At 61.2% G+C, this 24,384-nt stretch carries 23 protein-coding genes; 8 read left to right on the top strand and 15 right to left on the bottom strand.

The genetic code is table 11. The features are described from left to right. Positions 1-44: 44 nt before the first annotated feature. The 8 genes from TR61_RS11540 to mutM all read right to left on the bottom strand — a co-directional run bounded on the left by TR61_RS11540 (position 45) and on the right by mutM (position 8,371). Positions 45-665 (bottom strand): LysE family translocator, encoded by a 621-nt coding sequence (locus TR61_RS11540; RefSeq protein WP_050930160.1) that lies wholly within the window; start codon positions 663-665, stop codon positions 45-47. Beyond that, entirely contained in the window at positions 662-1,759 is a 1,098-nt protein-coding gene (gene recF / locus TR61_RS11535) for a DNA replication/repair protein RecF (protein ID WP_050930158.1), read from the bottom strand. The genes TR61_RS11540 and recF overlap by 4 nt, the downstream gene beginning before the upstream one ends. A gap of 63 nt (positions 1,760-1,822) precedes the next feature. Beyond that, the gene (gene dnaN / locus TR61_RS11530; RefSeq protein WP_050930187.1) at positions 1,823-2,941 is read right to left on the bottom strand and encodes a DNA polymerase III subunit beta; all 1,119 of its coding nucleotides are present in this window, start codon (positions 2,939-2,941) and stop codon (positions 1,823-1,825) included. A gap of 226 nt (positions 2,942-3,167) precedes the next feature. Then, on the bottom strand, positions 3,168-4,553 hold the full coding sequence (gene dnaA, locus TR61_RS11525; RefSeq protein ID WP_050930156.1) for a chromosomal replication initiator protein DnaA: 1,386 nt from the start codon (positions 4,551-4,553) through the stop codon (positions 3,168-3,170). A gap of 521 nt (positions 4,554-5,074) precedes the next feature. Further along, on the bottom strand, positions 5,075-5,338 hold the full coding sequence (rpsT, locus tag TR61_RS11520; protein WP_050930154.1) for a 30S ribosomal protein S20: 264 nt from the start codon (positions 5,336-5,338) through the stop codon (positions 5,075-5,077). 172 nt (positions 5,339-5,510) lie between these two features. Further along, positions 5,511-6,368, bottom strand: coding sequence for a DMT family transporter (locus TR61_RS11515; protein WP_050930152.1), 858 nt, complete (start codon positions 6,366-6,368; stop codon positions 5,511-5,513). A gap of 308 nt (positions 6,369-6,676) precedes the next feature. Continuing rightward, positions 6,677-7,453 carry an enoyl-CoA hydratase gene (locus TR61_RS11510; protein ID WP_050930150.1) on the bottom strand — a complete coding sequence of 259 codons (777 nt, stop codon included), beginning with the start codon at positions 7,451-7,453 and terminating at the stop codon, positions 6,677-6,679. 66 nt (positions 7,454-7,519) lie between these two features. After that, positions 7,520-8,371: a bifunctional DNA-formamidopyrimidine glycosylase/DNA-(apurinic or apyrimidinic site) lyase gene (mutM, locus tag TR61_RS11505; protein WP_050930147.1), complete on the bottom strand. Its 852-nt coding sequence runs from the start codon at positions 8,369-8,371 to the stop codon at positions 7,520-7,522. A gap of 84 nt (positions 8,372-8,455) precedes the next feature. Between mutM and ubiE the strand changes: the two genes are divergently transcribed. Genes ubiE through TR61_RS11490 form a run of 3 tightly spaced genes read left to right on the top strand, consistent with a single transcriptional unit; the run spans position 8,456 to position 11,764 of the window. Then, positions 8,456-9,208 (top strand): bifunctional demethylmenaquinone methyltransferase/2-methoxy-6-polyprenyl-1,4-benzoquinol methylase UbiE, encoded by a 753-nt coding sequence (gene ubiE / locus TR61_RS11500; protein WP_050930145.1) that lies wholly within the window; start codon positions 8,456-8,458, stop codon positions 9,206-9,208. 3 nt (positions 9,209-9,211) lie between these two features. Then, positions 9,212-10,744, top strand: a complete 1,533-nt coding sequence (gene ubiB, locus TR61_RS11495; RefSeq protein ID WP_050930144.1) for a 2-polyprenylphenol 6-hydroxylase — start codon at positions 9,212-9,214, stop codon at positions 10,742-10,744. A gap of 27 nt (positions 10,745-10,771) precedes the next feature. Further along, positions 10,772-11,764, top strand: a complete 993-nt coding sequence (locus TR61_RS11490) for a 4Fe-4S dicluster domain-containing protein (protein WP_050930142.1) — start codon at positions 10,772-10,774, stop codon at positions 11,762-11,764. A 66-nt stretch (positions 11,765-11,830) separates the two neighbouring features. Here the strand turns inward: TR61_RS11490 and TR61_RS11485 are convergent, their stop codons facing one another. Beyond that, positions 11,831-13,006: an acetyl-CoA C-acyltransferase family protein gene (locus TR61_RS11485; RefSeq protein ID WP_050930140.1), complete on the bottom strand. Its 1,176-nt coding sequence runs from the start codon at positions 13,004-13,006 to the stop codon at positions 11,831-11,833. A 124-nt stretch (positions 13,007-13,130) separates the two neighbouring features. On the opposite strand from TR61_RS11485, the gene TR61_RS11480 reads away from it, so the two are divergent. From TR61_RS11480 to tdh, 3 genes are all read left to right on the top strand, one after another. Next, entirely contained in the window at positions 13,131-13,697 is a 567-nt protein-coding gene (locus tag TR61_RS11480) for a helix-turn-helix domain-containing protein (RefSeq protein WP_050930137.1), read from the top strand. 171 nt (positions 13,698-13,868) lie between these two features. Then, positions 13,869-15,050 carry a glycine C-acetyltransferase gene (locus TR61_RS11475; protein WP_050930135.1) on the top strand — a complete coding sequence of 394 codons (1,182 nt, stop codon included), beginning with the start codon at positions 13,869-13,871 and terminating at the stop codon, positions 15,048-15,050. Then, complete coding sequence (gene tdh / locus TR61_RS11470) at positions 15,050-16,087, top strand: L-threonine 3-dehydrogenase (RefSeq protein ID WP_050930133.1); 1,038 nt, start codon at positions 15,050-15,052, stop codon at positions 16,085-16,087. Before TR61_RS11475 ends, tdh begins: the two co-directional genes overlap by 1 nt. 72 nt (positions 16,088-16,159) lie before the next feature. On the opposite strand, the gene TR61_RS11465 is transcribed toward tdh, so the two are convergent. From TR61_RS11465 to TR61_RS11440, 6 genes are all read right to left on the bottom strand, one after another. Next, the gene (locus TR61_RS11465; RefSeq protein WP_050930131.1) at positions 16,160-16,888 is read right to left on the bottom strand and encodes a metallophosphoesterase family protein; all 729 of its coding nucleotides are present in this window, start codon (positions 16,886-16,888) and stop codon (positions 16,160-16,162) included. A gap of 53 nt (positions 16,889-16,941) precedes the next feature. Beyond that, positions 16,942-17,694: an ABC transporter permease gene (locus TR61_RS11460; protein ID WP_050930130.1), complete on the bottom strand. Its 753-nt coding sequence runs from the start codon at positions 17,692-17,694 to the stop codon at positions 16,942-16,944. Further along, a complete protein-coding gene (locus TR61_RS11455; protein ID WP_050930129.1) occupies positions 17,691-18,491 on the bottom strand; it encodes an ABC transporter ATP-binding protein in 801 nt (266 codons plus the stop codon). The genes TR61_RS11460 and TR61_RS11455 overlap by 4 nt, the downstream gene beginning before the upstream one ends. Before the next feature lie 47 nt (positions 18,492-18,538). Next, positions 18,539-19,540, bottom strand: a complete 1,002-nt coding sequence (locus TR61_RS11450) for an ABC transporter substrate-binding protein (protein ID WP_050930128.1) — start codon at positions 19,538-19,540, stop codon at positions 18,539-18,541. Between the two features lie 293 nt (positions 19,541-19,833). Next, complete coding sequence (gene serA / locus TR61_RS11445) at positions 19,834-21,429, bottom strand: phosphoglycerate dehydrogenase (RefSeq protein ID WP_050930127.1); 1,596 nt, start codon at positions 21,427-21,429, stop codon at positions 19,834-19,836. Between the two features lie 84 nt (positions 21,430-21,513). Next, complete coding sequence (locus tag TR61_RS11440) at positions 21,514-22,668, bottom strand: phosphoserine transaminase (RefSeq protein WP_050930126.1); 1,155 nt, start codon at positions 22,666-22,668, stop codon at positions 21,514-21,516. A 215-nt stretch (positions 22,669-22,883) separates the two neighbouring features. Here TR61_RS11440 and TR61_RS11435 point away from each other — a divergent pair, with 215 nt between their 5' ends. Together TR61_RS11435 and serB are read left to right on the top strand one after the other, a co-directional pair. Continuing rightward, complete coding sequence (locus TR61_RS11435) at positions 22,884-23,345, top strand: hypothetical protein (protein WP_050930125.1); 462 nt, start codon at positions 22,884-22,886, stop codon at positions 23,343-23,345. Positions 23,346-23,419: 74 nt separating this feature from the next. Continuing rightward, on the top strand, positions 23,420-24,295 hold the full coding sequence (gene serB, locus TR61_RS11430; protein ID WP_050930124.1) for a phosphoserine phosphatase SerB: 876 nt from the start codon (positions 23,420-23,422) through the stop codon (positions 24,293-24,295). Positions 24,296-24,384 lie beyond the last annotated feature (89 nt).

Raw genomic sequence — 24,384 nt, 5'->3', positions numbered from 1 at the left:
CGAATTCTGGGGGGGATTGTCACGCATTTGCCCCAGATTTTGTGTCAGGTGAAGGGGATGACCAAGCCGACCAGAACCAGCGCCCAACCGGCCGTCAGATTGGTCCGCCTCAGCGCCGTGGGAGAGGTCACAAACCGGCGCATCCGGTCAATGAACAGGGCAAATGTCAGGTTCCCGATCAGGGGCACGACGACCGACAGCGCCACGATCACCGCGACGTCGGTCCTGGTGACCGCACGCAGATCGAAAAAGCCCGGCAACACGCCCATGTAGAACAGGATCGCCTTGGGGTTGCCCAGGATCGCCACGACGCCGGCGGCAAACCCGGCCCACATGCCGGGCCGCGTCAGACGGCTGTCGCTGCTGATGGCCTTGTCCGCGCTGCGGATCACCTGCCAGCCCATGAACAGGAACACCGCGCAGGCAACCCATTTCAGCAAAGTCATGAAACCCGCGATTTCGGTCACGATCCAACTCAGGCCCAGAATGGCCAAAAGCGGCCAGATAACGTCACCAACAGACACGCCCAGCGCCAGGGGCCAGGCCGCATTGAACCCGCCGCTGACCGACCGGGCCATCAGAGCCAGCCAGACCGGCCCGGGCGTCAGGAACAGGATCAGAAGCGCACCGGAATAGAGAAACAGGTCAAAGGCTGAAATCGTCATGGCCCTGTCACGTGACTGATGCCGTCGGTTTCCGTCACCTCCAGATACTGCGCGCGATCGCCCAGTTCTTCGAACAGTTCCGGCCCGGTTCCGGTCATCCAGGCCTGCGCGCCAAGGGCGCAAATCTCGTCATAAAGCGCGGCCCGGCGGCCTGCATCCAGATGGGCCGAGACCTCGTCCAGAAGCAACAGCGGCGGGGCGCCGAAGTCCTGTGCCAGCGCGCGGGCATTGGCCAGGATAAGGGACACCAGAAGCGCCTTCTGTTCCCCGGTCGAACAATCCCGCGCAGGCACGCCCTTCGCGGCGTAGACGCCATACAGATCGGTGCGGTGCGGCCCGACCAGCGTCCGCCCGGCGGCGATGTCACGTGACCGGCTCTCGGCAAGCGCCTCGCGCAGGTTATCTTCGCTTTCCGGCATCTCGCCTTCGCTTTGCTGAAGCTCCAGCGTGGCGGTGGGGAAAGCGGTTTCAGCACTGTCCTGTGCCGCGGTCAGCTGCGCCAGCGCCGCCACGCGGGCGGTGTGAATGCGGTGGCCCGCCTCAGCCATCTGGCGTTCCAATGCGGCATACCAATGGGCATCGCGCACCTGGTCCTTCAGCAGGCGGTTACGCTCGCGCATCGCCTTTTCATAGGTCAGGGACGCGTCGGCATGGTCGGGAAAGAAGCTCAGCGTCATGCGGTCCAGAAACCGCCTGCGCCCCTCGGTCCCTTCGATCCAAAGCCGATCCATCGCCGGGATCAGCCACAGCACCCGCGCGATGCGGCCCAAAGCCACCTGAGAGGCCGCCTTTTCATCAATCCGCACCTGACGCGCCGCGCCGCCCTCGGACCAGGTCTCAACCTCGTGCACCTGCCCCAGAGAGGTCAGCTGCCCCTTCAGCTTCCAGCCCAGCGCCTCGGGACGGCGGGTCATCTCCTCGGCGCTGGCCCGGCGCAGTCCACGGCCGGGGGAGAACAGCGACACCGCTTCCAGGATATTGGTCTTTCCCGCGCCATTGGGCCCAAAGATCGCTACGGGGCGCTCGTCCACGGCGATCCGCGCCAGTTTGTGCGATCTGAAATGCGACAGGGTGAGCTGCGTTAAGGCAAGCATAACTGCCCCTGCTTCTTTCTGGCCCAAAATACCTCCGCCGGAGGCATCGCGCGTCAGCGCGATTTACACGCGCATCGGCATGACGACATAAACAGCGCTGGTGTCATTGCCTTCGCGCATCAGCGTGGGGTCGCCGGCGGAGTTGAACAGGAACACTGCGTTCTCGCGATCCACCTGGCTGGCGATCTCAAGCAGGTATTTCGCGTTGAAGCCGATATCCAGCGTCTCGTCGCCATAGGCCACGGCCAGTTCCTCTTCGGCCGCGCCGCTGTCGGGGGCGTTCACCGACAGGACCAGCTTGTCTTCCGACAGCTGCAGCTTGACCGCGCGCGACCGTTCCGAGCTGACCGTCGCAACCCGGTCCACGGCCTGGGCGAATTCCGACGCATCCACCTCAAGGCGGCGCGTGTTGTTTTGCGGGATCACGCGGGTGTAATCGGGGAAGGTGCCGTCAATGACCTTCGAGGTCAGCGTGATATCCGGTGTCGCAAAGCGGATCTTGGTTTCCGAGACCGAGACGGCGATCTTCATCTCGTCATCATCCAGCAGCTTGCGCAGCTCACCCACGGTCTTGCGTGGTACGATCACACCCGGCATGTCAGCGGCCCCTTCGGGCAGGTCCGCATCGATGCGCGCCAGGCGGTGGCCGTCAGTGGCCACGCAGCGCAGCACCTTGCCGCCATCGGCATCGGACACATGCATGTAGACACCGTTCAGGTAATACCGCGTCTCTTCGGTGGAGATGGCAAACTTCGACTTGTCGAAGAGCCGCCGCAGCATCGGCGCGGGGGCCGAGAAATTCGAGGCGTATTCCGAGGACGCCATGACCGGGAAATCTTCCTTAGGCAGCGTCGCGAGAGAGAAGTTCGACCGCCCCGCCTCAACCGTCAGCCGGCCCGAGGCGCTGTCAGCAGTCAGGGTGACCAGCGCGCCATCGGGCAGTTTGCGCACGATCTCATGCAGGGTCGTGGCGGCGACTGTCGTTGCACCCGCCCGTTCCACCTTGGCCGGGGCCTTGTCCACCACTTCGATATCCAGATCAGTGGCGCGGAATTGCACCGTGTCCCCGTCGGCTTCGATCAGGACATTGGCGAGGATCGGAATAGTGTTGCGCCGTTCCACCACGGATTGGGCCTGAGACACCGCTTTCAGAAGTGCCGCGCGTTCAATACTGAGTTTCATCTGCCATTCCCATGATCCAAGCGCCGGGACAGGCAAATTACTGTTTTGCCACCGCAGCACAAGCGTTTTTCGTGTCTTGTACCCGGTTTGTCCGCTGGAATGGCGAAACGGTCAAGCGCGCGCCTTGCGTTGCGTTCAGGCGTGGCGGGCAAAGCACAGCCGGAGGGCGGGATGTGTCCCGCCAAGCGCGCTGATTATGGGGAAGGGTGGCGGGACACGTCCCGCCCTACGCCTCCAGCACCCGGCGCAGCATTTCCACGTCTTCGGCGATCTGACCGTCCGTTGACTTCAGCTCTTCAATCCGGCGGACCCCGTGCATGACGGTGGTATGGTCACGACCACCAAACCGACGCCCGATTTCCGGCAGCGACCGCGAGGTCAGCTGCTTGGCCAGATACATCGCGACCTGACGCGGGCGCGCATAGGTGCGCAGCCGCTTCGGTCCGATGATATCGCTCATCCGGATGTTGTAATAATCGGCGACCTGCCGCTGGATCTCTTCGACTGTGATCTTGCGTTCAGACGCGCGCAACACATCCGACAAGCAGTCCTGCGTCAGCTCCATGTCGATCTGTCGCCCGACCAGAGAGGCAAAAGCGAACAGCCGCGTCAGCGCACCTTCCAGCACCCGCACATTGGTCGAGATCCGCTGCGCGAGGAATTCCAGAACACCATCGGCGATCTCAAGCCCCGGATAGGCGCCGCGATATTGTTCAACCTTCGACTGCAGCACCCCAAGGCGCAGTTCGTAATCGGTCGGGTGCAGGTCAACGACCAGACCGCATTGCAGGCGCGAGCGGATACGGTCTTCGAGCTGCTTGATCTCTCCCGGCGCACGGTCGGCCGAGATGATGATCTGCTTGTTCTGATCCACCAGCGCGTTGAAGGTATGGAAGAATTCTTCCTGCGTGCTGTCCTTGCCCGCAATGAACTGCACGTCATCCACCATCAGCACATCGACCGACCGGAAGAGGTGCTTGAAATCCATCATCTTGCGTTCGCGCAGGGCCTGCACGAAGCGGTACATGAACTGTTCGGCGGAAAGATACAGCACGTTCAGCTCGGGCTGACGGGCGCGCAGTTCCCAGGCGATGGCATGCATCAGGTGGGTTTTACCCAGGCCGACGCCGCCATAAAGAAAGAGCGGGTTGAAGGTGACAGGCCCGCCTTCGGACACGCGGCGCGCGGCGGCATGGGCCAGTTCGTTTGGTTTGCCCACAACAAAGGTGTCAAAGGTAAAACGGTTGTCCAGCGGGGCGGTCTGAAAAGCTTCGGAGGTTTTTGCGGCAAGTTCTACACGGGCGGAAGCGGGCGCAAGCTCGGCCGTCGCATCGGGCTCCCCATCCGTTTTGGACGGCATGTCGGTCGAATTGGCGGACACCTGGAACTCCAGACGCTGCACACGTTCACCCGCGTTATTCAGTTCATAGAGAATCAGATCTGCAAAGTTGCGGCTGACATAATTGCCCAGGAAATTTGTCGGTACATCAAAGGATGCGACCCCCCCTTCCAGTCCGGAAAACTCCAGCGGCTCGATCCAGGATTTATAGTTATTCTGCCCTACGGTTTTGAGCAGTTTTTGTCTGAGTTGTCCCCATTTTTCTTGTGTCATTCGTGCCTCACGCATCCCGTTTCTTTGGCCTATCGGCCTGTTATTTGCGCATCCCGGCCCCCCAGTGGACCAGTCGATTCGACACGCAAAGGACACCCGTCCTCATCCTTGACAGATGAAGTTCTATCCGAAACGGATAGAAGGTGATGACAGAGCCAGTCGTCCCATAGACTGGTCGTGTCCGTCACACGGATATGTCATGACAGGGCCAACAGCCGGCGCAGACCGACCAAGGCATCTAGTTGAAAAGCAGTACGCCGTACCACCTGTCCAACGCACGCGTCACTGAAACCAGGATAATTTATTGGCTTCCGAGACGCGGCCTGTCCCCCCAAGCGAATGAATCAATCGCTGACTATAGGTACCAAGTCGGGCAGGCGAGCGGCAACGAAACTCTGCGCTTGACTCAGCGTTTTTCGAAAAAGAATCTCTGCCCTTTTTCCAGGCCCTGAAACGACAAAAGGCGCCGCGTTCAGCAGCGCCTTTGATTCATAAAGAAAATGTCCGGAAAGTGGCCGGGATCAGCCCAGTGCTTTGACCCGCGCGCTCAGCCGCGACATTTTGCGGGAAGCGGTGTTTTTGTGAAACACACCCTTTGTGACACCGCGCATCAGCTCGGGCTGGGCGGCGCGAAGTGCGGCAACTGCGGCATCTTTGTCACCAGATGCGATCGCTTCTTCCACCTTGCGAAGGAATGTCCGGATGCGCGAACGGCGAGCTTTGTTAACCGCAAAGCGCTTTTCGTTCTGACGGGCGCGCTTTTTGGACTGGGGCGAATTTGCCATGTTGTGGTCCCTTTCTCTGGGGTCGTCTGAATGTCTCTCTGCATGCAACACGCCGACCAGATCCAGGGGATCCTCTCACCGGTTCTAGCCAAAGCGGGCTGCACGCGCATGTATGACGGGGCGGTATAGCCAAGAATCGCCAGCTTGCAAGCCGTTTCTGCCCCTCGATGGGTCAGGCTGTGACCAAGATGCTCATCCCCGCGAAGATCACAACGGCCCAACCCAGGCGCTGGCGCAGTTGTCCTTCTCCCAGAAGAAGGCTGCCTGCCAGCACCGTCAACAGCACGCTGACCTCACGCGTCGGCGCGACGAAAGCGACCGGGGTAAAGGTCAACGCATAGAGAACAAGGATGTAGGCCAGAGGGCTGAGCACCGCGATAATCAGCACGCCGGTCCGGTGATGTGTCCAATGCTGCACGACAAGGCTGCGCCGTTTCAAAGCGATCGGGGCAAGGACCACCACGCGCCCGAGGTTGGAGGCATAGTCCAACAGCAAGGGCGGCACCAAGAGCACCGATACCGCATAAGTGTCCCACGCGGTGTAGCTGCCGATAAAGAGCCCCGCGCCCAGACCAAAGGCCAGCGACGCGCCGATCTGGCGCGCCCCAAAGCGGATGCCACCGGTCAGCATCAGCACCCCGAAGATGATCAACAACGCCCCGGCGGCCATCTGCAGGGTGATCACCTCACCCAGAAACAACACCGCGAAGCCGGTCGACAAGAGCGGCCCCGTTGATCGCGCCACGGGATAGACCAGCGACAGATCCCCGTGGCGGTAGCCAGTTTGCAAGAGCAGGAAATATCCCAGATGCAAAACGATGGTGCCGATAATGAAAACCATCGGCCAGAAACTGAAATCGGGCTTCTGGGTGACGACGATCCAAACCGCCAGCGGCAGATAGAGAAGAACCGCCACGACGGAAAACAACCAGATCAGCTCGGGCCCGCCGTTGATCCGTTTGACATAGAAATTCCAGGTGGCGTGGCACACAGCCGCCGCAAGGACGAGGGCAAGACCAGTGATCGACATATTTGGCTCCGAGATGGTTACAGACGTGTTTCATCACGCCCTGTCCACCCCCTCTGGTCTTTTAATCCTCGGGTGTCTGCCACCGGCTCATAACGGCGCTTGGTCCTCTTTGACGACGCAACAGATCCCTAGCCGCACATGGAAAGGCTGATCGCAGCCTAAGCCGGGTGATGAGTTGGGTCAATGAAGTGGCGCGGGTCGGGAACCCGCAGTCAGAAGAAATTGCTGGTTCGCAAGATTACTTGGTCCAGCCGGTGCCAAAAAAAAACGGGGCCGCAAAGACCCCGCTTTCATCACGTTTTCTTGCTTTACTTGTCGCGGAACTGCGCGGTGCGCTTTTCCATGAAGGCGTTCATGCCTTCCTTCTGATCTTCCGTGGCAAAGAGCGCGTGGAACACTTTGCGTTCGTAATTCAGCCCTTCGGTCAGGGGCAGCTCGAACGCGCGGTTTACCGCATCTTTCACCGTCAGCGAAGCGATCAGCGATTTCTCGGCGATTTTCTGAGCCGCGCCCATCGCCTCTTCCATCAGCTTCTTGGCCGGCACAACGCGGGAGACGAGGCCCGCACGCTCGGCCTCTTCCGCCGGCATGAAGCGGCCGGTCAGGTTCATGTCCATCGCCTTGGCCTTGCCCACGGCCAGCGTCAACCGTTGAGAGCCACCCATGCCCGGGATCACACCCAGGTTAATCTCTGGCTGGCCGAATTTGGCGGTATCGGCTGCAATGATGAAATCGCAGGCCATCGCCAATTCGCACCCGCCGCCCAGCGCATAGCCCGCAACAGCCGCGATGATCGGCTTGCGGATGCTCATCAGACGCTGCGACGGTTCGCCAAACAGGTTGCGGTTGAACACCTCGACATAGGACATCTCGGACATTTCCTTGATGTCAGCGCCTGCGGCGAAGGCTTTTTCGTTCCCGGTGATCACGATGCACCGGACCTTGTCGTTGCTGTCCGCCTCTTCCAGCGCCGTGCAAAGCTCACCCAGCAAATGCTGGTTCAGCGCATTCAATGCATCGGGGCGGTTCAGTTTTATCAGGCAAACGTGGTCTTCTACTTCGACGATGATCGTCTCATAGGCCATGAGTGGTTCTTTCCTTAGTTTGCGTTCAAGACCGAGTCATTAAGCCTGCAAAAAGCGCGGTTCAAGTTATCTTTGGCATTGCGCGCAGAAGAAGGATGAGCGTCCGGATTGTACGATTCGGCCCACAGTACCGGTGCAACCGGGGCTGCGGCAGGGTTCGCCTTCGCGGCCATAGACGTCGAAGGAATGTTGAAAATATCCAAGTTCTCCATCGGCTTGGCGGAAATCGCGCAGGGATGATCCACCCGCCTCGATAGCATCGCGCAAGACCTGGCGGATGATCGGAACAAGCGCCGCGACACGGGGTTTTGCAATGCGGCCTGCCTTGCGGCGCGGTGATATCCCGGCGCGAAACAATGCCTCGCAGACATAGATATTGCCCAAACCCGCGACGATTTTCTGATCCAGCAGCGCGGCCTTCACAGGCGTCATCTTGCCCCGGAACGCATTAATCAGATGTGTTTCGTGGAAATCATTGCCCAGGGGTTCAGGCCCAAGAACCGAAAGCAGCTTGTGGCTTTCGGCGGTGGCGGTTTCCATCAGATCCATCGCGCCAAAGCGACGCGGATCATTGAAGGTGATGCGTGCACCGTTTTCCATGTGAAAGACGACATGGTCATGTTTTTCAGGTGCGGGATGGTCATGGACGAAGACGCCAAGCGGATCACCCGAGACCAGCATGCGCCCCGACATCCCCAGATGCACGAGCAGCGTCTCGCCCGAGCTGAGATCAGCCAGAATGTACTTTGACCGCCGCCGCAGGCGCTCCACCCTTTGCCCAGTCAGCCTCTCGGCCATCCGGTCGGGAAAGGGCCAGCGCAAGTCCGGGCGGTTCACATCCGCCTTGGTAATCACTTGCCCTTCCATCACGGGCGAAAGTCCACGGCGGACGGTTTCAACCTCGGGCAGTTCGGGCATGTGACATCCTTGTTCAATTGGGCGCATTGTGCGAGATGGGCAGCGCCCTATAACAAGGGCGAAACCAAAGGCTTGCAAGACCCCATGACCGACGACAGCAACAAAACCACCCATTTCGGGTTCGAAACCGTGCCCGAGGGCGAAAAGGCCGGGCGCGTGAGGGGCGTGTTCAATTCGGTCGCGTCGAAATACGACATCATGAATGACGTGATGAGCGTGGGTATCCACCGCGTCTGGAAAGACGCGATGATGGATTGGCTGGCCCCGCGCCCGGGTCAGAAGCTGCTGGATGTGGCGGGCGGTACCGGCGATATCTCGTTTCGGTTCTTGAAACGCGCGGGTCATGGTCACGCCACTGTGCTGGATCTGACCGAACCCATGCTGATCGAAGGCCGCAAACGGGCCGAGGCAGAACACATGGCCGACAGCCTGGACTGGATCGTCGGCGACGCAATGGCCTTGCCGTTCGAGGATAACACCTTTGATGTCTACACGATCAGCTTTGGCATCCGGAATGTCACCCGGCCCCAGGATGCGCTGACGGAAGCGTACCGAGTCCTGAAACCCGGTGGTCGCCTGATGGTGCTGGAGTTCAGCCAGCTGCCCAATGACGGGCTGCAAAAGCTGTATGATCTCTATTCCTTCAACGTGATCCCGCGTATGGGCCAGCTGATCGCGAATGACCGGGACAGCTACCAATACCTCGTCGAATCCATCCGCAAATTCCCGGATCAGGAAACCTTCCTGCGCATGATCCAGGACGCCGGGTTCGAGAACGCCAAATACCGCAACCTGTCCATGGGCATCGCCGCGCTGCATTCGGGGTGGAAGATCTGAGCCATGCGCGGCCCTCACAACATATGGCGGCTGGTCCGCACGGGTGCCACGCTGGAACGCACCGGGGCCATGGGCGTCGTGCTGGATGCTTTCGACGCACCGAAATCCGTGCGCTTCATGGCCCGCCTTCTGGGCTTTCCGTTCCAGTGGCTGGGCTACAAGGGCGACCCGACCATGCCGCCGGTCACCCGCGCGATCACGGCGTTGGGGCCTGCCTATATCAAATTCGGCCAGATCCTTTCGACAAGACCGGACGTGGTGGGCGACGAGATGGCCCAGCAATTGCGCGTCCTGCAGGACAAGCTGCCCGCCTTTGCTATCGCCGATGCGAAAAAGGTGGTCGAGTCCGAGCTTGGCCTGCCCGTCGATCAGACCTTTGATGAATTCAGTGAACCGATCGCCGCTGCTTCCATCGCGCAGGTGCACAAGGCGCGGATGAAAGACACGGGCGAAGCGCTGGCCGTGAAGGTGCTGCGCCCCGGGATCGAAAGGGCCTTCCAGAAGGATATCGACGCCTTCTATTTCGCCGCCGCGATGATCGAGTTTTTCGCGCCCTTCTCCCGCCGTTTGCGGCCCAAGGATGTGATCGCCCATTTCGACGGGGTCGTGCAAGGCGAGCTGGATCTGAGACTGGAAAGCGCCGCGGCGTCGGAATTCGCGGCCAATACCGAAGGCGACGCAGGGTTCAAACTGCCGCGCATTCTGTGGAACTTCTCAAGCCGCCGGGTGATGACCATGACCTGGGCCGACGGCGTCAATATGGGCGACAACGAGGCTCTGGACGCCGCCGGCCATGACCGGCGCGAGATCGGTGAACGGGTGCTGCGCCTGTTCCTGCAGCACGCGCTGCGCGACGGGTATTTCCACGCCGACATGCATCAGGGCAACCTGAAGGTCGCGGCAAACGGGGATATCATCGCCTATGATTTCGGGATCATGGGCCATATCGACGAATACACCCGCCGGGTCTATGCCGAGATCCTCTATGGCTTCATCCGCCGTGATTACAAACGCGTGGCCGAGGTGCATTTCGAGGCCGGATATGTCCCAGCCGACCGGGACGTCGATGAATTCGCCCGCGCCCTGCGCGCCGTGGGGGAGCCGATCTTTGGCATGGACGCCACGCAGATCTCCATGGGCCGCGTGCTGGCCTATCTCTTCGAGGTAACCGAACGCTTTGGCATGGAAACCCGGACCGAGCTGATCTTGCTGCAACGCACCATGGTCGTGGTCGAAGGTGTGGCGCGGTCGCTGAACCCCCATGTGAATATGTGGGAAGTCGCCAAGCCGGTGGTCGAGGATTACATCAAGGGCTCTATCGGACCGAAAGCGATCCTGCGCGACCTGACGAATACGCTTCAGGTTGTTGCCCGGTTCGGCCCGCGTCTGCCCGGCCTCGTGGAAGCGGCGCTGATCCGGCAAAGCCAAACTGACAGCCCTCCCGAGAAAAAGCGTTTCTGGCGCTACATGCTGATCGGCGTGATCGGCCTGCTTCTGGGGGCCAGCGGCGTGATCGCCATAGACGCACTTCTCTGATCGGCGATCTGTGGTACTCTGCGGGCTATGGCACGCGAAAACCCATATCGCCCTTTCACTCCGGACCCCGACCAGATGCGCCTTGTGCCAAAGGTCAGCGGCAACGACATCAACGGCTTGGGAGAGACCGAGTTCCGCCGCCCCGACGTGGTCTATTGGGCCACCGACACGTCGAAGATCCCGCATGGGAAGATGCAGGATTATTTCTATATGCGCTCCAGCGGCGTGCCGGAATTCGGCGAGGCGCGCGAACGCCGCCGCCAGATCAACGAAGCGCCCCTGCCCCCTGTCGCCCCTGTTGCCGCCGATCACAGTCCCGTGGAGTGGACCGCCCTTCTGGATCAGTTCGTCGCGGCAGGTGATTGCGAGATGGTGGGCGTGGCGGAAATGAACTCCGACTGGGCCTATGCCGGGCAGGAAGTGTCGCAGTCACGTGTCGTCGTGGTGGGCGTGCAGCATGATTACGACAACATCAAGACTGCCCCCGAAGATGCCGCCGGCATGGAAGTGCTGATGCAATACACCCGCGCCGGGGCGGCGGCGAAAAAGATCACCGGATGGCTGCACGAAAAAGGTTGGGCGGCCGAGGCCGTGACAGGCCCGTTGACCGGAACGATCACTCTGATCCCGCCTGCACTGGCCTGCGGGTTCGGTGAGCTGGGCAAGCACGGGTCCATTATCAACCCCGAATTCGGCGCGTCCTTCCGCCTGTCCGCGGTGCTGACCGACGCCCCTTTCGCCCCTACCCCGCCGCGCGATTTCGGCATCGACGATTTCTGTCAGAACTGTCGGATCTGCGAGGATGCCTGCCCGCCCGAAGCGCTATTTCCCGAAAAGAAAACCGTGCGGGGCGAAACCAAGTGGTATGTCGATTTCGACAAATGCATCCCGTTTTTCAACCAGACCCACGGCTGCGGCATCTGCATCGCGGTCTGCCCCTGGTCGCGGCCAGGCGTGGGAATGAACCTGGCCGCCAAGCTGGCCAAACGCGCGGAACGGCTAGAGGCTGAGCAGCCCTAAGCCCTTCTTCTCTTTACAAATACCGGCGGGGGTGTGGGGGCTGGCCCCCACTCCCTCAATCGGAAATCAGAGCCGCTCGATGGCCAGTGCGATGCCCTGTCCGCCACCGATACACATGGTGATCAGACCTTTGGTGCCGCCGGTGCGCTCAAGCTCGTAAAGCGCCTTGATGGTGATGATGGCCCCTGTCGCACCCACCGGGTGGCCCAGCGCAATCGCGCCGCCATTGGGGTTCACCTTGGCAGCGTCCAGACCCAGTTCCTTGTTCACGGCCAAGGCCTGCGCGGCGAAGGCCTCGTTCGATTCGATCACGTCGAAATCTTCCACCGACAGACCGGTTTTCTTCATCAGGTTCTGCACCGCCGGGATCGGGCCGATGCCCATCACCTCAGGGCGCACACCCGCATGAGCATAGCCCAGAATACGGGCCTTGGGCTTGAGGCCGGCAGCCTCGGCCGCGTCGGCTGTGGCCAGCACCATCGCGGCCGCGCCATCGTTGATTCCGCTGGCATTTCCGGCAGTTACGGTACCGTCCTTCTGGAAGACGGGGCGCAGACCGGCCAGCGCTTCGGCGGTGGTGGCCTTGGGGTGTTCGTCGCGGGTGAAGGAGACTTTTTCGCGTTTGACCATCACATCAACGGGCGCGATCTGGCTATCGAAATAGCCTGCCTCGATGGCGGCGGCCGCGCGCTGTTGGGAGGTCAGGGCAAAGCCGTCCTGATCTTCGCGGGTGATCTGATGTTCCTTGGCGACATTCTCGGCCGTGACGCCCATGTGGCCGGTGCCGAAGGGGCAGTTCAGCGCGCCCAGCATCATGTCGAGCGTTTTGACGTCGCCCATCTTCTGTCCCCAGCGTTGGGACGGGATGATGAAGGGGCTGCGCGACATGGCCTCGGCCCCGCCTGCAACGGCGAAATCCGCATCGCCCATGGCCAGGGATTGCACAGCAGAAACAATGGCTTGCGCTCCTGAGCCGCAGAGTCGGTTCACGTTCATCGCTGGGGTGCCATTGGGGATACCCGCCTGCATCGCCGCGACGCGGGACAGGTACATGTCGCGCGGTTCGGTGTTGATCACATGGCCGAACACCACATGGCCGATTTGGCCCGGTTCGACGCCCGAGCGTTCCAATGCGGCTTCGGTCGCAACGGTCGCCAGATCAATCGGTGCGGTGGACGACAGAGCGCCGCCAAAAGTGCCGATAGCGGTGCGGGCACCATCCAAAAGAACGATATCTTTCATGGGGTTAACTTCCTTTCCCTCGATTCTTGGCCTGAGTATGCGCCACCTGTTCGCCAGCGTCAGCCCTGACCCAGCGTCGCAGGCGGGATTGACGGGTGGCGCAAAACCGGAGGATACATCCGGTATGACGGATGATCTTGATCCAGTACTGAGCCAACTTCCCGCACGGCTGAAAGAGGCGCGGCGCGCGCAGGGTCTTTCGCTGGACGCGGTGGCGAAGCTGTCGGGCGTGTCGCGGTCGATGGTCAGCCAGATCGAACGCGGCGAAAGCAGCCCCACGATTGCCACGCTTTGGAACCTGACACGGGCCTTACAGGTTGATTTTGCAGGGCTTTTGGAAGACGCAAGCCCGCAGGAGCAGATCGAAACCATCCGTGCAGACCAGCGGCCCACCATCGACAAACGTGGCGCGGGATGCCGGATCTTTATCCTTTCTCCGCCCGAAGAAGCTGGGGCTCACGAGCTTTACGAATTGCATTTTTCCGAGGGTGGCTTTCTTGAGTCCGCCCCCCATCGCCGGGGCGCGCGGGAGCAGTTGACGGTAATCGACGGAGAGATTGCGCTGGTCTCGGGCGAGGCGGAAGAGGTGCTGCGCAGCGGCGATACGGCGCGATACGCGGCGGATGTTCCGCACCGGATTTCGACAGTCAACGGGTCGGCAAGAGCGTTCCTGGTGGTGCGGGACGCCTGAGCGAAAACCCTGCGAATTGTGCGTTTTATACAAGGTTCAGACCCCGGTTTGACCGTTTTGTACAATTGCATTCCTCCGGTAAGTGAGAACATTTCCGCTAAACCGGAATGTCCGCCTTTTCGGAAGACGTCCGTTATGGCAGAATTTCCTCAGCTATGAAGGATTCGCTCCATGTCTGATTTTCTGACCCACGTGACCGAGACTCTGAAACAGATCGAGGCCGAAGGGCTGATGAAGCGCGAACGGCTGATCACCTCTCCGCAAGGGGGAGAGATCACGGTTGGCGGGCGTCAGGTGATCAACCTGTGCGCCAACAACTATCTTGGGTTGGCCGATCACCCCGACCTGATCGCGGCCGCCAAAGCGGCGATGGAGGATCACGGGTTCGGCATGGCCTCGGTCCGGTTCATCTGCGGGACGCAGGATCTGCACCGGGCGTTGGAGCAACGGCTGGCCGGGTTTTTGGGGATGGATGACGCGATCCTGTTTGCGGCCTGTTTCGATGCGAATGGGGGTTTGTTCGAGCCGCTTCTGAGCCCCGAGGATGCGGTGATTTCCGATGCGCTGAACCATGCGTCGATCATTGATGGCATCCGGCTGTGCAAGGCGCAGCGGTATCGGTACGCCAATTCCGACATGGACGACCTTGAGGCGCAGTTGAAAGCGGCGCGCGCCGCAGGGGCGCGGCATGTGATGATCGCCACGGACGGGGTGTTTTCGATGGACGGATATCTGGCCAAGCTGGGGGAGATCCGGGCGCTGGCGGATCGCTATGACGCGATCCTTATGGTGGATGATTGCCATGCGACGGGATTCATGGGGCCGCAGGGGCGCGGGACGCCTGCGCATGCGGGGGTGAAGGCCGACATTCTGACCGGTACGCTGGGCAAGGCGCTGGGTGGGTCTATCGGCGGCTATATCGCAGGGCCTCAGCCGGTGATTGATCTGCTTCGCCAGAGAGCGCGGCCATACCTGTTTTCCAACTCTCTGCCGCCCGCGATTGTCGCGGCTGGCATTGAGGCGATCCGGCTGGTGGAAGAGGGCGACGACCTGCGCGCGCAGTTGTTCGAGAACGCGGCCTATTGGCGCGCGGGGTTGGAGCGGCTGGGCTTTGATCTGCTGCAAGGGGAACACCCGATCATTCCGGTGATGCTGGGCGAGGCGCAACTGGCGCAGGACATGGCGGCACGGCTGTTTGAGGAAGGCGTCTATGTCAGCGGGTTTTTCTTTCCCGTGGTGCCGCGCGGACAGGCGCGGATCCGGACGCAGATGAACGCGGCTTTGACGCGGGATGAATTGGACCGAGCCCTGGGTGCGTTTGAGCGCGCGGGCAAAGCCGTGGGAGTGATCTGATGACCAATGAAATGCAATGTCTGGTAAAGGCCGAACCGCGGGAAGGTTTGTGGATGCAGACCGCCCCTGTGCCGGAGATCGGACCCGATGATGTGCTGATCCGCATCAAAAAGACCGGCATCTGCGGGACGGATGTGCATATCTGGAACTGGGATGACTGGGCGCGGAAGACGGTGCCTGTGCCGCTGATCACCGGCCATGAATTTGCCGGTGAGATCGTGGAGATGGGCCGCAATGTCGAAGGGCTGGAGATTGGGCAGCGCTGTTCTGGCGAAGGCCATCTGATTGGCCGCAAATCCCGGCAGAGCCGTGCGGGCAAGTTTCATCTGGACCCGGCGACGCGGGGGATCGGGGTGAACGAGAACGGGGCTTTTGCGGAATATCTGAAGCTGCCTGCCTTCAATGTGGTGCCGCTGCCCGATGAGATCGACGACGATATCGGTGCGATCCTCGATCCGTTGGGGAATGCGGTGCATACCGCTTTGTCCTTCGATCTGGTGGGGGAGGATGTGCTGATCACCGGCGCGGGGCCCATCGGGATCATGGCGGCGGCTGTTGCCCGCCATGTGGGGGCGCGGCATGTGGTGATCACCGACGTCAATCAGGATCGTCTGGATTTGGCCGCGAAAGTGGCCGACGTGGTGCCGGTGAATGTCGCGACCCAGGAGTTGCGCGAGGTGGAAGGCGCGCTGAAGATGACCGAAGGGTTCGATGTGGGGCTGGAGATGTCGGGATCGCAGGCCGCATTGGACCAGATGGTGGAGAACCTTGTCATGGGCGGGCGGATTGCTTTGTTGGGGATCCCGCCCGGTAAATCTCCGGTCGATTGGAGCCGAATTGTATTCAAGGCGATCACCATCAAGGGTGTCTACGGCCGCGAGATTTTCGAGACCTGGTACAAGATGATTGCGATGCTGCAGAACGGGCTGGATGTGTCGGGCGTCATCACGCACCGTTTTGCAGCACGGGATTTCGAGGCCGGTTTTGCCGCGATGCGGTCGGGCCAGAGCGGCAAGGTGGTGCTGGACTGGCGGTAGGCCCGGATTTCCGGCTGGCGTGCCCGGCGGCTTTGGTTGGTTTGGGGTATTTAGGGCCAGAAAGAAGCAGGGTCAGGGGGTGAGTGGTTGCCGGCCCGCTTCGGTAAGGAGCCAGCAATCGGCGCCTTCGAATACCGCCGTGCTGAGCGGTTTGCCATAGCCCGCGCCGCTGTCGAGATTGATGCGGTTGCCGTAATGGGTGGCCTCGTTCACCGGGGTGTGGCCGTGGACCACCAGTTTCGGGTGCGGGTCTTTGTGGCTGTGGAATTCCTGCCGGATCCAGACGAGGTCTTCTTCGGTCTGGTCCTTGATCGCGATGCCGGGGCGGATGCCTGCGTGGACGAAAAGAAGCTCGTTGGCTTCGTGCAGGACCGGGAGGCTGTTGAGGAACGCGACATGCGCGGGGGGGATGGTTTCCTTTGCCTCTTCGTGGAGCGCCGCAAGTCGGGTCTGATCATCGAAGGTGATGCCGTAGGAGGCCAACGTTTCGGTGCCGCCGATCCGGTCGTGGAACCAGTGGAAGCCTACCAGAAGGTGGGGGTCGTGGCGGGGGGTGTCCTCCATGAACCATTGGAAGAGGCGGTCGTGATTGCCCTTCAGGCAGGTCCAGTTGCGGCCCTGGGACTGGCCTTTGATCAGCGTATCGATCACCGCGCGGCTGTCGGGGCCACGGTCGACATAATCGCCTAGGAAGACCACGGGCGCGTCGGGGCCGCCATCTGCCTCGATCCGGGCGAGGGCGTCTTCCAGCATGCCGTGCTGGCCGTGAATATCGCCGATGGCATAGAGGGGGCGGGTCATGGGAGGGTCCTTGACTGTCTGTAGCCCGGCAGAAGCGGCAGGGAGCGCCTGGATTAACGTTCGGCCCAGCCTGCGAAGATCTTTTCCAGCGCGACAACCACATAGTAGAGGACGATGCCCAGGAAGGCGAGTGCGATGAGAACGGCGAACATCAGCGGGTAGTCGGAGTTTGTCTTGCCGCTGTCGAAAAGCGCGCCAAGGCCGCGCCCGTGGGGCGAGACAATTTCCATCAGATTGGTGCCGATGAAGGCCAGCGTGACCGACACTTTCAGTGCGCCGAAGAATTCCGGCAGCGTTTTTGGCAGGGCGATCTTCCAGAAGATGGTGGCCTGGCTGGCGCCAAGCGAACGCAGGATATCGCGGTATTCGGGTTCCAGCGTCGAGAGGCCGATGGAGACGGAGACAGCAATGGGGAAGAACGAGATCATGAAGGCGATCAGGATCGTGTTGAAGTCATGCGCGCCCACAAAGAGCAGCGCCACGATGGGCACCACGGTCGCCTTGGGAATGGCGTTGAACCCCACCAGAAGCGGATAGAGCGCGTCGCGCATGGTGCGGGAGAAGCCCATGATCATGCCGACAGCCACACCGAAGGCGATGGCGATCAGCAGCCCGACGACCGTGCGCCAGAGGGTTTGCCAGCCCATGACGATGAACAGCTCCCAGAACCGGGCATAGGCCGCGGGCAGGTCGGATGGGGAGGCCATGATGTAGTTTGGCCAGCCATTGGCCCAGACCAGAAGCTCCCACAGGATCAGGAAGACGATCATGGCAAGCAAGGGCACGGCGATCTTTTTGAGTGTCATGCCACTGTGTCCTCGGCCGGGGCGCGGCCTTGCGCGATTTCGATCTGGTGGCGCAGGATGTTCAGGCGGTCGGCGGCCTCGGCTGTGTAAAGATCGTCGATCTTTGGCGCGCCGTCGCGCGGGATATCCATCACGTACTGGGTGCGCGCGGGGCGGCCGGACAGAACCACCACCTGATCGGCAAGGAAGATCGCCTCGCGCAGGTCATGGGTGATCAGCACGCCGGTAAAGGGTTCTTCGGCCTTGAGCGCGTGCATCGTCTGCCAGAGATCTTCGCGGGTGAAGGCGTCGAGCGCGCCGAAAGGTTCATCGAGGATCAGAACCTCGGGCTTGTGAATGAGGGAACGGCAGAGCGAGGCGCGCTGGCGCATGCCCCCGGACAGTTCTGAGGGGCGTTTGTCTTCGAACCCCTTGAGGCCCACGAGGTCAAGGAGGTGGCGCGCGCGCTCTTCCTGCTGCGCCTTTGTCATCTTGGTCGGCACGATCTCAAGCGGGAGCATCACGTTCTTCAGGATCGTGCGCCATTCCAGCAGGACCGGGTTCTGGAAGGCCATGCCGACGGTGGAACGCGGGGATTTCACGCGTTCGCCGTGCAGCCAGACCTCTCCGGTGTCGGGTTTCATCAGACCGGCGATAAGGCGCGTCAGGGTCGATTTTCCGCAGCCAGACGGGCCGACGACGGCGACAAAGCCACCCTCGGGGACGGAGGCGTTCAAGCCATTGAGGACCGGAAGCGGCCCTGCGTCCGTCGCATAAGCGTGATGGACGTCTTTAATGTCGATGAGCCAGTCTGTCATGGAAAGCGGTGGCGCGGGCCGGTGGGCCAGCCCGTGCCTTTGTCCTTTTAGTTCAGCGTGAAGCCGCCTTCGGGAAGGTAGGTATCGGTGAAGTAAAGCGACGCATCGGGCGTGTTCTGGAAATCATAGGTTTCGCCCAGCTGCGAGATGGCGTTTTCCATCCGGGCCGCGTCAATGCCGCCCATTCCGTTGGCCTTGACGTAATCGGTCAGGACGTTCTGGTCGATGGCCATTTGCAGGCGTTCCTGTTCCAGCGCCTTGTCAGCGGCAGGGTTACGTTCAACCAGCGATGTGATGCCGGCGGCGGGGTCGTTGATCACGTCCTGCCAGCCTGCCGCGACCGCACGCAGGAAGGCGCGCACAGTATCGCCGTTTTCGGCGGCCCAATCGGTATTCACGAGGATTGCGTTGCCATAAAGCTGCAAGCCATGGTCAGCCATCAGGATGTTCGAGATGTCGTCATCCGGCACGCCAAGCCGCTTGAGGTTGACCACGGAGGAGAAGGAAAAGCCGGTGATCGCATCGACATTGCCTTCGGCAAGCATCGGTTCGCGGGTGGGGAAGCCAACCGGTTCGATCTTCACGGCGTCAGGGTCAATGCCGGTTTCGCGGGCGAAGACGGGGAATTGCGCCCATGCGCCATCAGGCGGCGGTGCGCCAAGCACCTTGCCTTCAAGATCCTTGGGTTCGGAAACACCCTGGCTTTTGCGGCCGACGATGGCGAACGGCGGCTTGTCATAGACCATCATCACGGCCGTGACAGGCGCGCCCGGGTTCTGGTCGAGAAACTTGATGACCGAGTTGATATCGCCAAAGCCGATGGGGAAGGCGCCGGTTGCGATCTTTGGGATCGTCTGGACAGAACCGGATCCGGCCTCGATCGTGACTGACAGGCCTTCGGCGGCGAAATGGCCGTTGTCGATGGCGGCGAAATAGGCGGCCGAGGGGCCTTCGAATTTCCAGTCGAGCGCAAAGGGCACTTCGGTCTGAGCGCTGGCGACCGTTCCGGCGAAAAGCCCGGCGGCGACAGCAAGAGCGCGATGAAACATGGGGCAGCATCCTCCTGTTGGTGGTGTTTCGTTCAGCCGAACACCTTGTTGTCCCGAAGGAACCGATACGCCAGCGCGCGGGCCCCTTCCAATGCATTGCGGTATAGTGCTGCCTGCGGATTAGGCAATAGGAAGCCGCCCTGATCAAAAATCAGGCGAGGATGGGGTTGATTGTCAGATGGGGAGGATTGGCAAAGGCTTTGGCGCGCCTGTCTTCGGCAATGCAGCAGGCGGCATGCCGCGCCCCAGGCACCGGGTGATCTCCACAGCGCCTGGGGCAGTTTTGAAGCGAGTTAAGCCACGTCGAACTCCAGCGGCGCGACCTGCCGGAACATGCCGGTGCCTTCCAGCGTCTTCAGCACGTCCTGCGGAATGGCGTTGTCGACATAGAGAAGGGCAATCGCCTCCCCGCCGACTTCGTTCCGGCCAAGGGTAAAGTTGGCGATATTGACGCCGTTCTTGCCCATGGTGTTCCCCAAAAGGCCGATGATGCCAGGCACGTCTTCGTTCGTCGTGTAAAGCATATGCGCGCCGATCTCGGCATCGATGTTGATGCCCTTGATCTGGATGAAGCGTGGCTTGCCGTCCGAGAACACCGTGCCCGCGATGGAGCGTTCGCGTTTCGTCGTCACCACCGTCATCTTGATGTACCCGTCGAAGGCACCCGATTTGTCCTGATTGGTGGTCGAGATCTTGATGCCCTTGTCTTTGGCGATCACCGGGGCGGAGACCATGTTCACATCCGGGTTCACGCGCTTCATGATGCCCGCGATGGCCGCGCAATTGAGCGCTTCGAGGTTCATTTCGGCGACGGTGCCGTCGTAAAGGATGTTGATCGCCTTGATCGGCTCATCGGTGAGTTGGCCGATGAAGCTGCCCAGATGACCCGCAAGCTTGACCCAGGGGCCCATGACCTTGGCTTCTTCCGCCGTGACAGAGGGCATGTTGAGCGCGTTTTCCACCGCGCCTGTCAGCAGGTAGTTCGACATCTGCTCGGCCACTTGCAGGGCGACGTTTTCCTGTGCTTCGGTCGTCGCGGCGCCCAGGTGAGGGGTGCAGACCACGTTGGGCAGACCGAAAAGCGGGTTTTCGGTGGCCGGTTCGACGCTGAACACATCGAAAGCCGCACCGGCGACATGGCCGGATTTCAGCAGATCGGCCAGCGCTTCTTCGTCCACCAGACCGCCACGGGCGCAGTTGATGATGCGCACGCCTTTCTTGGTTTTCTCCAGCGCCTCGCGGGAGAGGATGTTGCGGGTGGCGTCGGTCAGCGGCACATGGAGCGTGATGAAATCGGCGCGTTTGAGCAGGTCTTCGAGTTCGACTTTCTCCACCTGCATTTTCTGGGCCTTTTCTTCGCTCAGGAAGGGATCATAGGCGATGACCTTCATGCGCAGACCACGGGCGCGGTCGCAGACGATGGAGCCGATATTGCCCGCGCCTATGACGCCGAGGGTCTTGTTGGTCAGTTCGACCCCCATGAATTTCGACTTCTCCCATTTGCCCGCATGGGTGGAGGCGGAGGCTTCGGGGATCTGGCGCGCCACGGCGAACATCATCGCGATGGCATGTTCGGCGGTGGTGATGGTGTTGCCGAAGGGCGTGTTCATCACGATCACACCCTTTTTCGATGCGGCGTCCTTGTCGACATTGTCGGTGCCGATACCGGCGCGGCCGACGACTTTCAGATTGTCGGCGGCGGCCAGGATCTTGTCGGTGACCTTGGTGGCCGAGCGGATGGCGAGGCCGTCATACTGGCCGATGACTTCAAGGAGTTTGTCCTTGTCCTTGCCTAGGTCGGGTTGGAAATCCACGTCGATGCCACGATCGCGGAAGATTTGAACAGCGGTTTCCGAGAGCTTGTCGGAGACGAGTACTTTTGGGGCCATGGTTTTGGTCCTTTTGAGAGCGGGTGCCGGGCTGAAGCCCGGCCTACAGGATGTGGGGTAGGCCGGGCTTCACCCCGGCATCTGTCATGCGGCTTGGGACTGCGCGGCGATTTCAGCCTCGAACGCGTATTCGAGCCAGGGCAGCATCGCCTCGATATCCGAGGTTTCAACAGTGCCGCCACACCAGATCCGCAGGCCCGGAGGGGCGTCGCGATAGGCGCCGATATCGAGGGCCACGTTTTCATCGCCCAGACGTTTGGCCACGGCCTTGGCGAAAGCCGCCCCATCCGTGATGCGGGAATCGGTGAATTTCAGGCAGACCGAGGTATTCGACCGCGTGGCCGCGTCAACGGCCAGATTGTCGATCCAGTCGCGCGTGGCGCAGAAATCCCAGATCGCTTGTGCGTTGGCATCGGCACGGGCGATGAGGCCCTTGAGCCCCCCGACCGAGCGCGCCCAGGCCAGACACTGCAGGTAATCCTCCACTGCCAGCATGGACGGCGTGTTGATGGTTTCACCCACGAAGACGCCTTCGATCAGCTTACCGCCCTTGGTCAGACGGAAGATCTTCGGCAGGGGCCATGCGGGGGTGTAGGTCTCAAGACGCTCCACCGCGCGGGGCGACAGTATCAGCATTCCATGGGCCGCTTCACCGCCCAGCACTTTTTGCCAGGAGAAGGTGGTCACATCCAGCTTGTCCCAGGGCAGGTCCATAGCGAAGGCGGCAGAGGTCGCGTCGCAGAGCGTCAGCCCCTCGCGATCAGCCGGGATTGCATCGCCATTCGGAACGCGCACGCCAGAGGTGGTGCCGTTCCAGGTGAAGCAGACGTCTTTCGCCCAGTCGACGGTGGCAAGATCGACGATCTCGCCATACTCGGCGGTTTTGACCTCGGCATCGAGTTTCAGCTGTTTGATGCAGTCTGTTACCCAGCCCGCGCCGAAGCTTTCCCAGGCGAGCATTTCGACGCCGCGGTCGCCCAGAAGGTTCCACATCGCCATTTCGAACGCGCCGGTGTCAGACGCGGGTACGATGCCGATCCTGTAATCTGCCGGTACGCCCAGGATCTCGCGCGTTTCTTCGATTGCGGCTTTCAGCTTGGCCTTGCCGATGGCAGCGCGGTGCGACCGGCCCAGAGCGGCGTCAGCAAGCGAATCCAGTGTAAAAGTGGGGGGTTTGGCGCAGGGGCCAGAGGAAAAACGCGGATTTGCCGGCCGCGTTGCCGGTTGATCAATAGCCATCAATGCTACCCTTCCAGATAAGCGCCCCTCGTTGGGGAGGGGTGTCCCACAGATCGGATTACGTGCATGCCGCGCGGCGCGCAAGACAAAAGATGCAGGGTTTGCGCCGGTTTACCGTGCAAAACCGACACATGGGTTTATGATCGGAAACTTTTGACATGCCGGCATTTTCGGCTGAGGTTTAGGTGTGATTACAACCTAAAGGAGTTCATTCGATGCTTTTTCGCCTTTCCGTGCTTCTGGGGATTGCCATTGCCCTGCATGCCACGCCCAGCACAGCCCAGACCGTTTATCCCGCCTGCTACAACATCCAGAATGTCCAGGTGCACTATTACCCGGACCCGTCCATTCCCGATATCGCGGTTGCGCGGACGTCACCCAATGGCCAACCGATCGTGCTGTGGAATCCAAGCATTCTGATGCCTCGACCGGCTGCGACGCAGGAATTCTTCTATTACCACGAATGCGCCCATCACGCGTTGGGTCATGCCCTGGGTGCTTACGGTCCGGGTGGTGAGCGCCAGGCGGATTGCTGGGCGAAACAGACGATGATCCAGGTCGGGGTGATGACGCCCCAGAAGTATCAGACGATCCGTAAGGACCTTTTGATACTCAGCACGCCGGGCATCGACTGGCCGAACGGCGCAGTGCGGGTGCAACTTCTGGACGCCTGTTAGACGCCCGTACAGGTCGGGGTCTGGTAATGCAGGTCTTGCTGGCTTAAGGGGGCGCAAACTGCTCCCGAGGTCTCATGTTTACCGTCACAGTACTTGCCGCCCCAAAATCGAATGCCCTTGATCCCGCGCTGATCGACTCGCTGCGCAACGCGTGGGGTGGCGGCGATGCGGTCTGGCTTGCTCCGGACGAGGCGGCGGAGTTTCCGGTTCCGCAGGTGCCGGGCAACCGCTGGGACGTGTGGGAGGATCTGCAGAAGATGGGGGTGGATCTGGTGGTGCAACCCGCTGACAGCCGGAAAAAGCAGATGCTGCTGGCCGATATGGACAGCACCATGATCCAGCAGGAATGCATCGACGAACTGGCCGAGGAAGCCGGTGTCGGTGACCGCGTCAAGGACATCACTGCGCGGGCCATGAACGGAGAGCTGGATTTCGAAGGGGCGCTGACCGAACGCGTGGGTCTTCTGAAGGGCCTGCCCGAGACGGTGATCCAAAGCGTTCTGGCAAACCGGATCACGTTGATGCCGGGCGGGCCGGAGCTGGTTGCCACGATGCGGGCGAATGGCGCCTATGCGGCGCTGGTGTCAGGTGGATTTACGTCCTTCACCTCGGAGATCGCGGCGCGGCTGGGATTTGACGAGAACCGCGCCAATACGCTTTTGGCGGATGGCGGTGTACTGACCGGCGATGTGGGTCGCCCGATTCTGGGGAAAGAGGCGAAAGTCGCCGCTCTGGAAGAGATTACCGCCCGGCTGAGCATCGGGGAAGACCAGGTGTTGGCCGTTGGGGATGGCGCCAACGATCTGGGGATGCTCAGCCGGGCGGGCGCAGGCGTGGCGCTGCATGCCAAGCCCGCTGTCGCGGCCCAGTGCGATATCCGCATCAATTTCGGAGACCTCACCGCGCTGCTGTATATCCAGGGTTATGCCCGGGATGAGTTTGTTTTGTGAGTGGCCGATTTCTGACGCAGAAACCGCCGGGGATTTGACGCAAATTCCTTGGCACGGATGTCTGGCCTCAGGACGCTGCGTCAGCGTCC

The organism is Aestuariivita boseongensis, assembly GCF_001262635.1.
Classification (GTDB): Bacteria; Pseudomonadota; Alphaproteobacteria; order Rhodobacterales; family Rhodobacteraceae; genus Aestuariivita; species Aestuariivita boseongensis.
Note: the sequence above shows the minus strand (reverse complement) of the source record. Positions and strands in the feature narration are given on the sequence as shown.

What these genes read in the sequence shown, in the direction of transcription:
- TR61_RS11460 (WP_050930130.1), bottom strand. Translation starts at nt 17,694, where the DNA reads ATGACACTCAAAAAGATCGCCGTGCCCTTGCTTGCCATGATCGTCTTC.
- TR61_RS11435 (WP_050930125.1), top strand. Translation starts at nt 22,884, where the DNA reads ATGCTTTTTCGCCTTTCCGTGCTTCTGGGGATTGCCATTGCCCTGCAT.
- serB (WP_050930124.1), top strand. Translation starts at nt 23,420, where the DNA reads ATGTTTACCGTCACAGTACTTGCCGCCCCAAAATCGAATGCCCTTGAT.
- rpsT (WP_050930154.1), bottom strand. Translation starts at nt 5,338, where the DNA reads ATGGCAAATTCGCCCCAGTCCAAAAAGCGCGCCCGTCAGAACGAAAAG.
- TR61_RS11490 (WP_050930142.1), top strand. Translation starts at nt 10,772, where the DNA reads ATGGCACGCGAAAACCCATATCGCCCTTTCACTCCGGACCCCGACCAG.
- TR61_RS11485 (WP_050930140.1), bottom strand. Translation starts at nt 13,006, where the DNA reads ATGAAAGATATCGTTCTTTTGGATGGTGCCCGCACCGCTATCGGCACT.
- TR61_RS11450 (WP_050930128.1), bottom strand. Translation starts at nt 19,540, where the DNA reads ATGTTTCATCGCGCTCTTGCTGTCGCCGCCGGGCTTTTCGCCGGAACG.
- TR61_RS11475 (WP_050930135.1), top strand. Translation starts at nt 13,869, where the DNA reads ATGTCTGATTTTCTGACCCACGTGACCGAGACTCTGAAACAGATCGAG.
- TR61_RS11540 (WP_050930160.1), bottom strand. Translation starts at nt 665, where the DNA reads ATGACGATTTCAGCCTTTGACCTGTTTCTCTATTCCGGTGCGCTTCTG.
- TR61_RS11480 (WP_050930137.1), top strand. Translation starts at nt 13,131, where the DNA reads ATGACGGATGATCTTGATCCAGTACTGAGCCAACTTCCCGCACGGCTG.
- dnaA (WP_050930156.1), bottom strand. Translation starts at nt 4,553, where the DNA reads ATGACACAAGAAAAATGGGGACAACTCAGACAAAAACTGCTCAAAACC.
- TR61_RS11465 (WP_050930131.1), bottom strand. Translation starts at nt 16,888, where the DNA reads ATGACCCGCCCCCTCTATGCCATCGGCGATATTCACGGCCAGCACGGC.
- ubiB (WP_050930144.1), top strand. Translation starts at nt 9,212, where the DNA reads ATGCGCGGCCCTCACAACATATGGCGGCTGGTCCGCACGGGTGCCACG.
- TR61_RS11515 (WP_050930152.1), bottom strand. Translation starts at nt 6,368, where the DNA reads ATGTCGATCACTGGTCTTGCCCTCGTCCTTGCGGCGGCTGTGTGCCAC.
- TR61_RS11440 (WP_050930126.1), bottom strand. Translation starts at nt 22,668, where the DNA reads ATGGCTATTGATCAACCGGCAACGCGGCCGGCAAATCCGCGTTTTTCC.
- mutM (WP_050930147.1), bottom strand. Translation starts at nt 8,371, where the DNA reads ATGCCCGAACTGCCCGAGGTTGAAACCGTCCGCCGTGGACTTTCGCCC.
- dnaN (WP_050930187.1), bottom strand. Translation starts at nt 2,941, where the DNA reads ATGAAACTCAGTATTGAACGCGCGGCACTTCTGAAAGCGGTGTCTCAG.
- TR61_RS11455 (WP_050930129.1), bottom strand. Translation starts at nt 18,491, where the DNA reads ATGACAGACTGGCTCATCGACATTAAAGACGTCCATCACGCTTATGCG.
- tdh (WP_050930133.1), top strand. Translation starts at nt 15,050, where the DNA reads ATGACCAATGAAATGCAATGTCTGGTAAAGGCCGAACCGCGGGAAGGT.
- serA (WP_050930127.1), bottom strand. Translation starts at nt 21,429, where the DNA reads ATGGCCCCAAAAGTACTCGTCTCCGACAAGCTCTCGGAAACCGCTGTT.
- TR61_RS11510 (WP_050930150.1), bottom strand. Translation starts at nt 7,453, where the DNA reads ATGGCCTATGAGACGATCATCGTCGAAGTAGAAGACCACGTTTGCCTG.
- recF (WP_050930158.1), bottom strand. Translation starts at nt 1,759, where the DNA reads ATGCTTGCCTTAACGCAGCTCACCCTGTCGCATTTCAGATCGCACAAA.
- ubiE (WP_050930145.1), top strand. Translation starts at nt 8,456, where the DNA reads ATGACCGACGACAGCAACAAAACCACCCATTTCGGGTTCGAAACCGTG.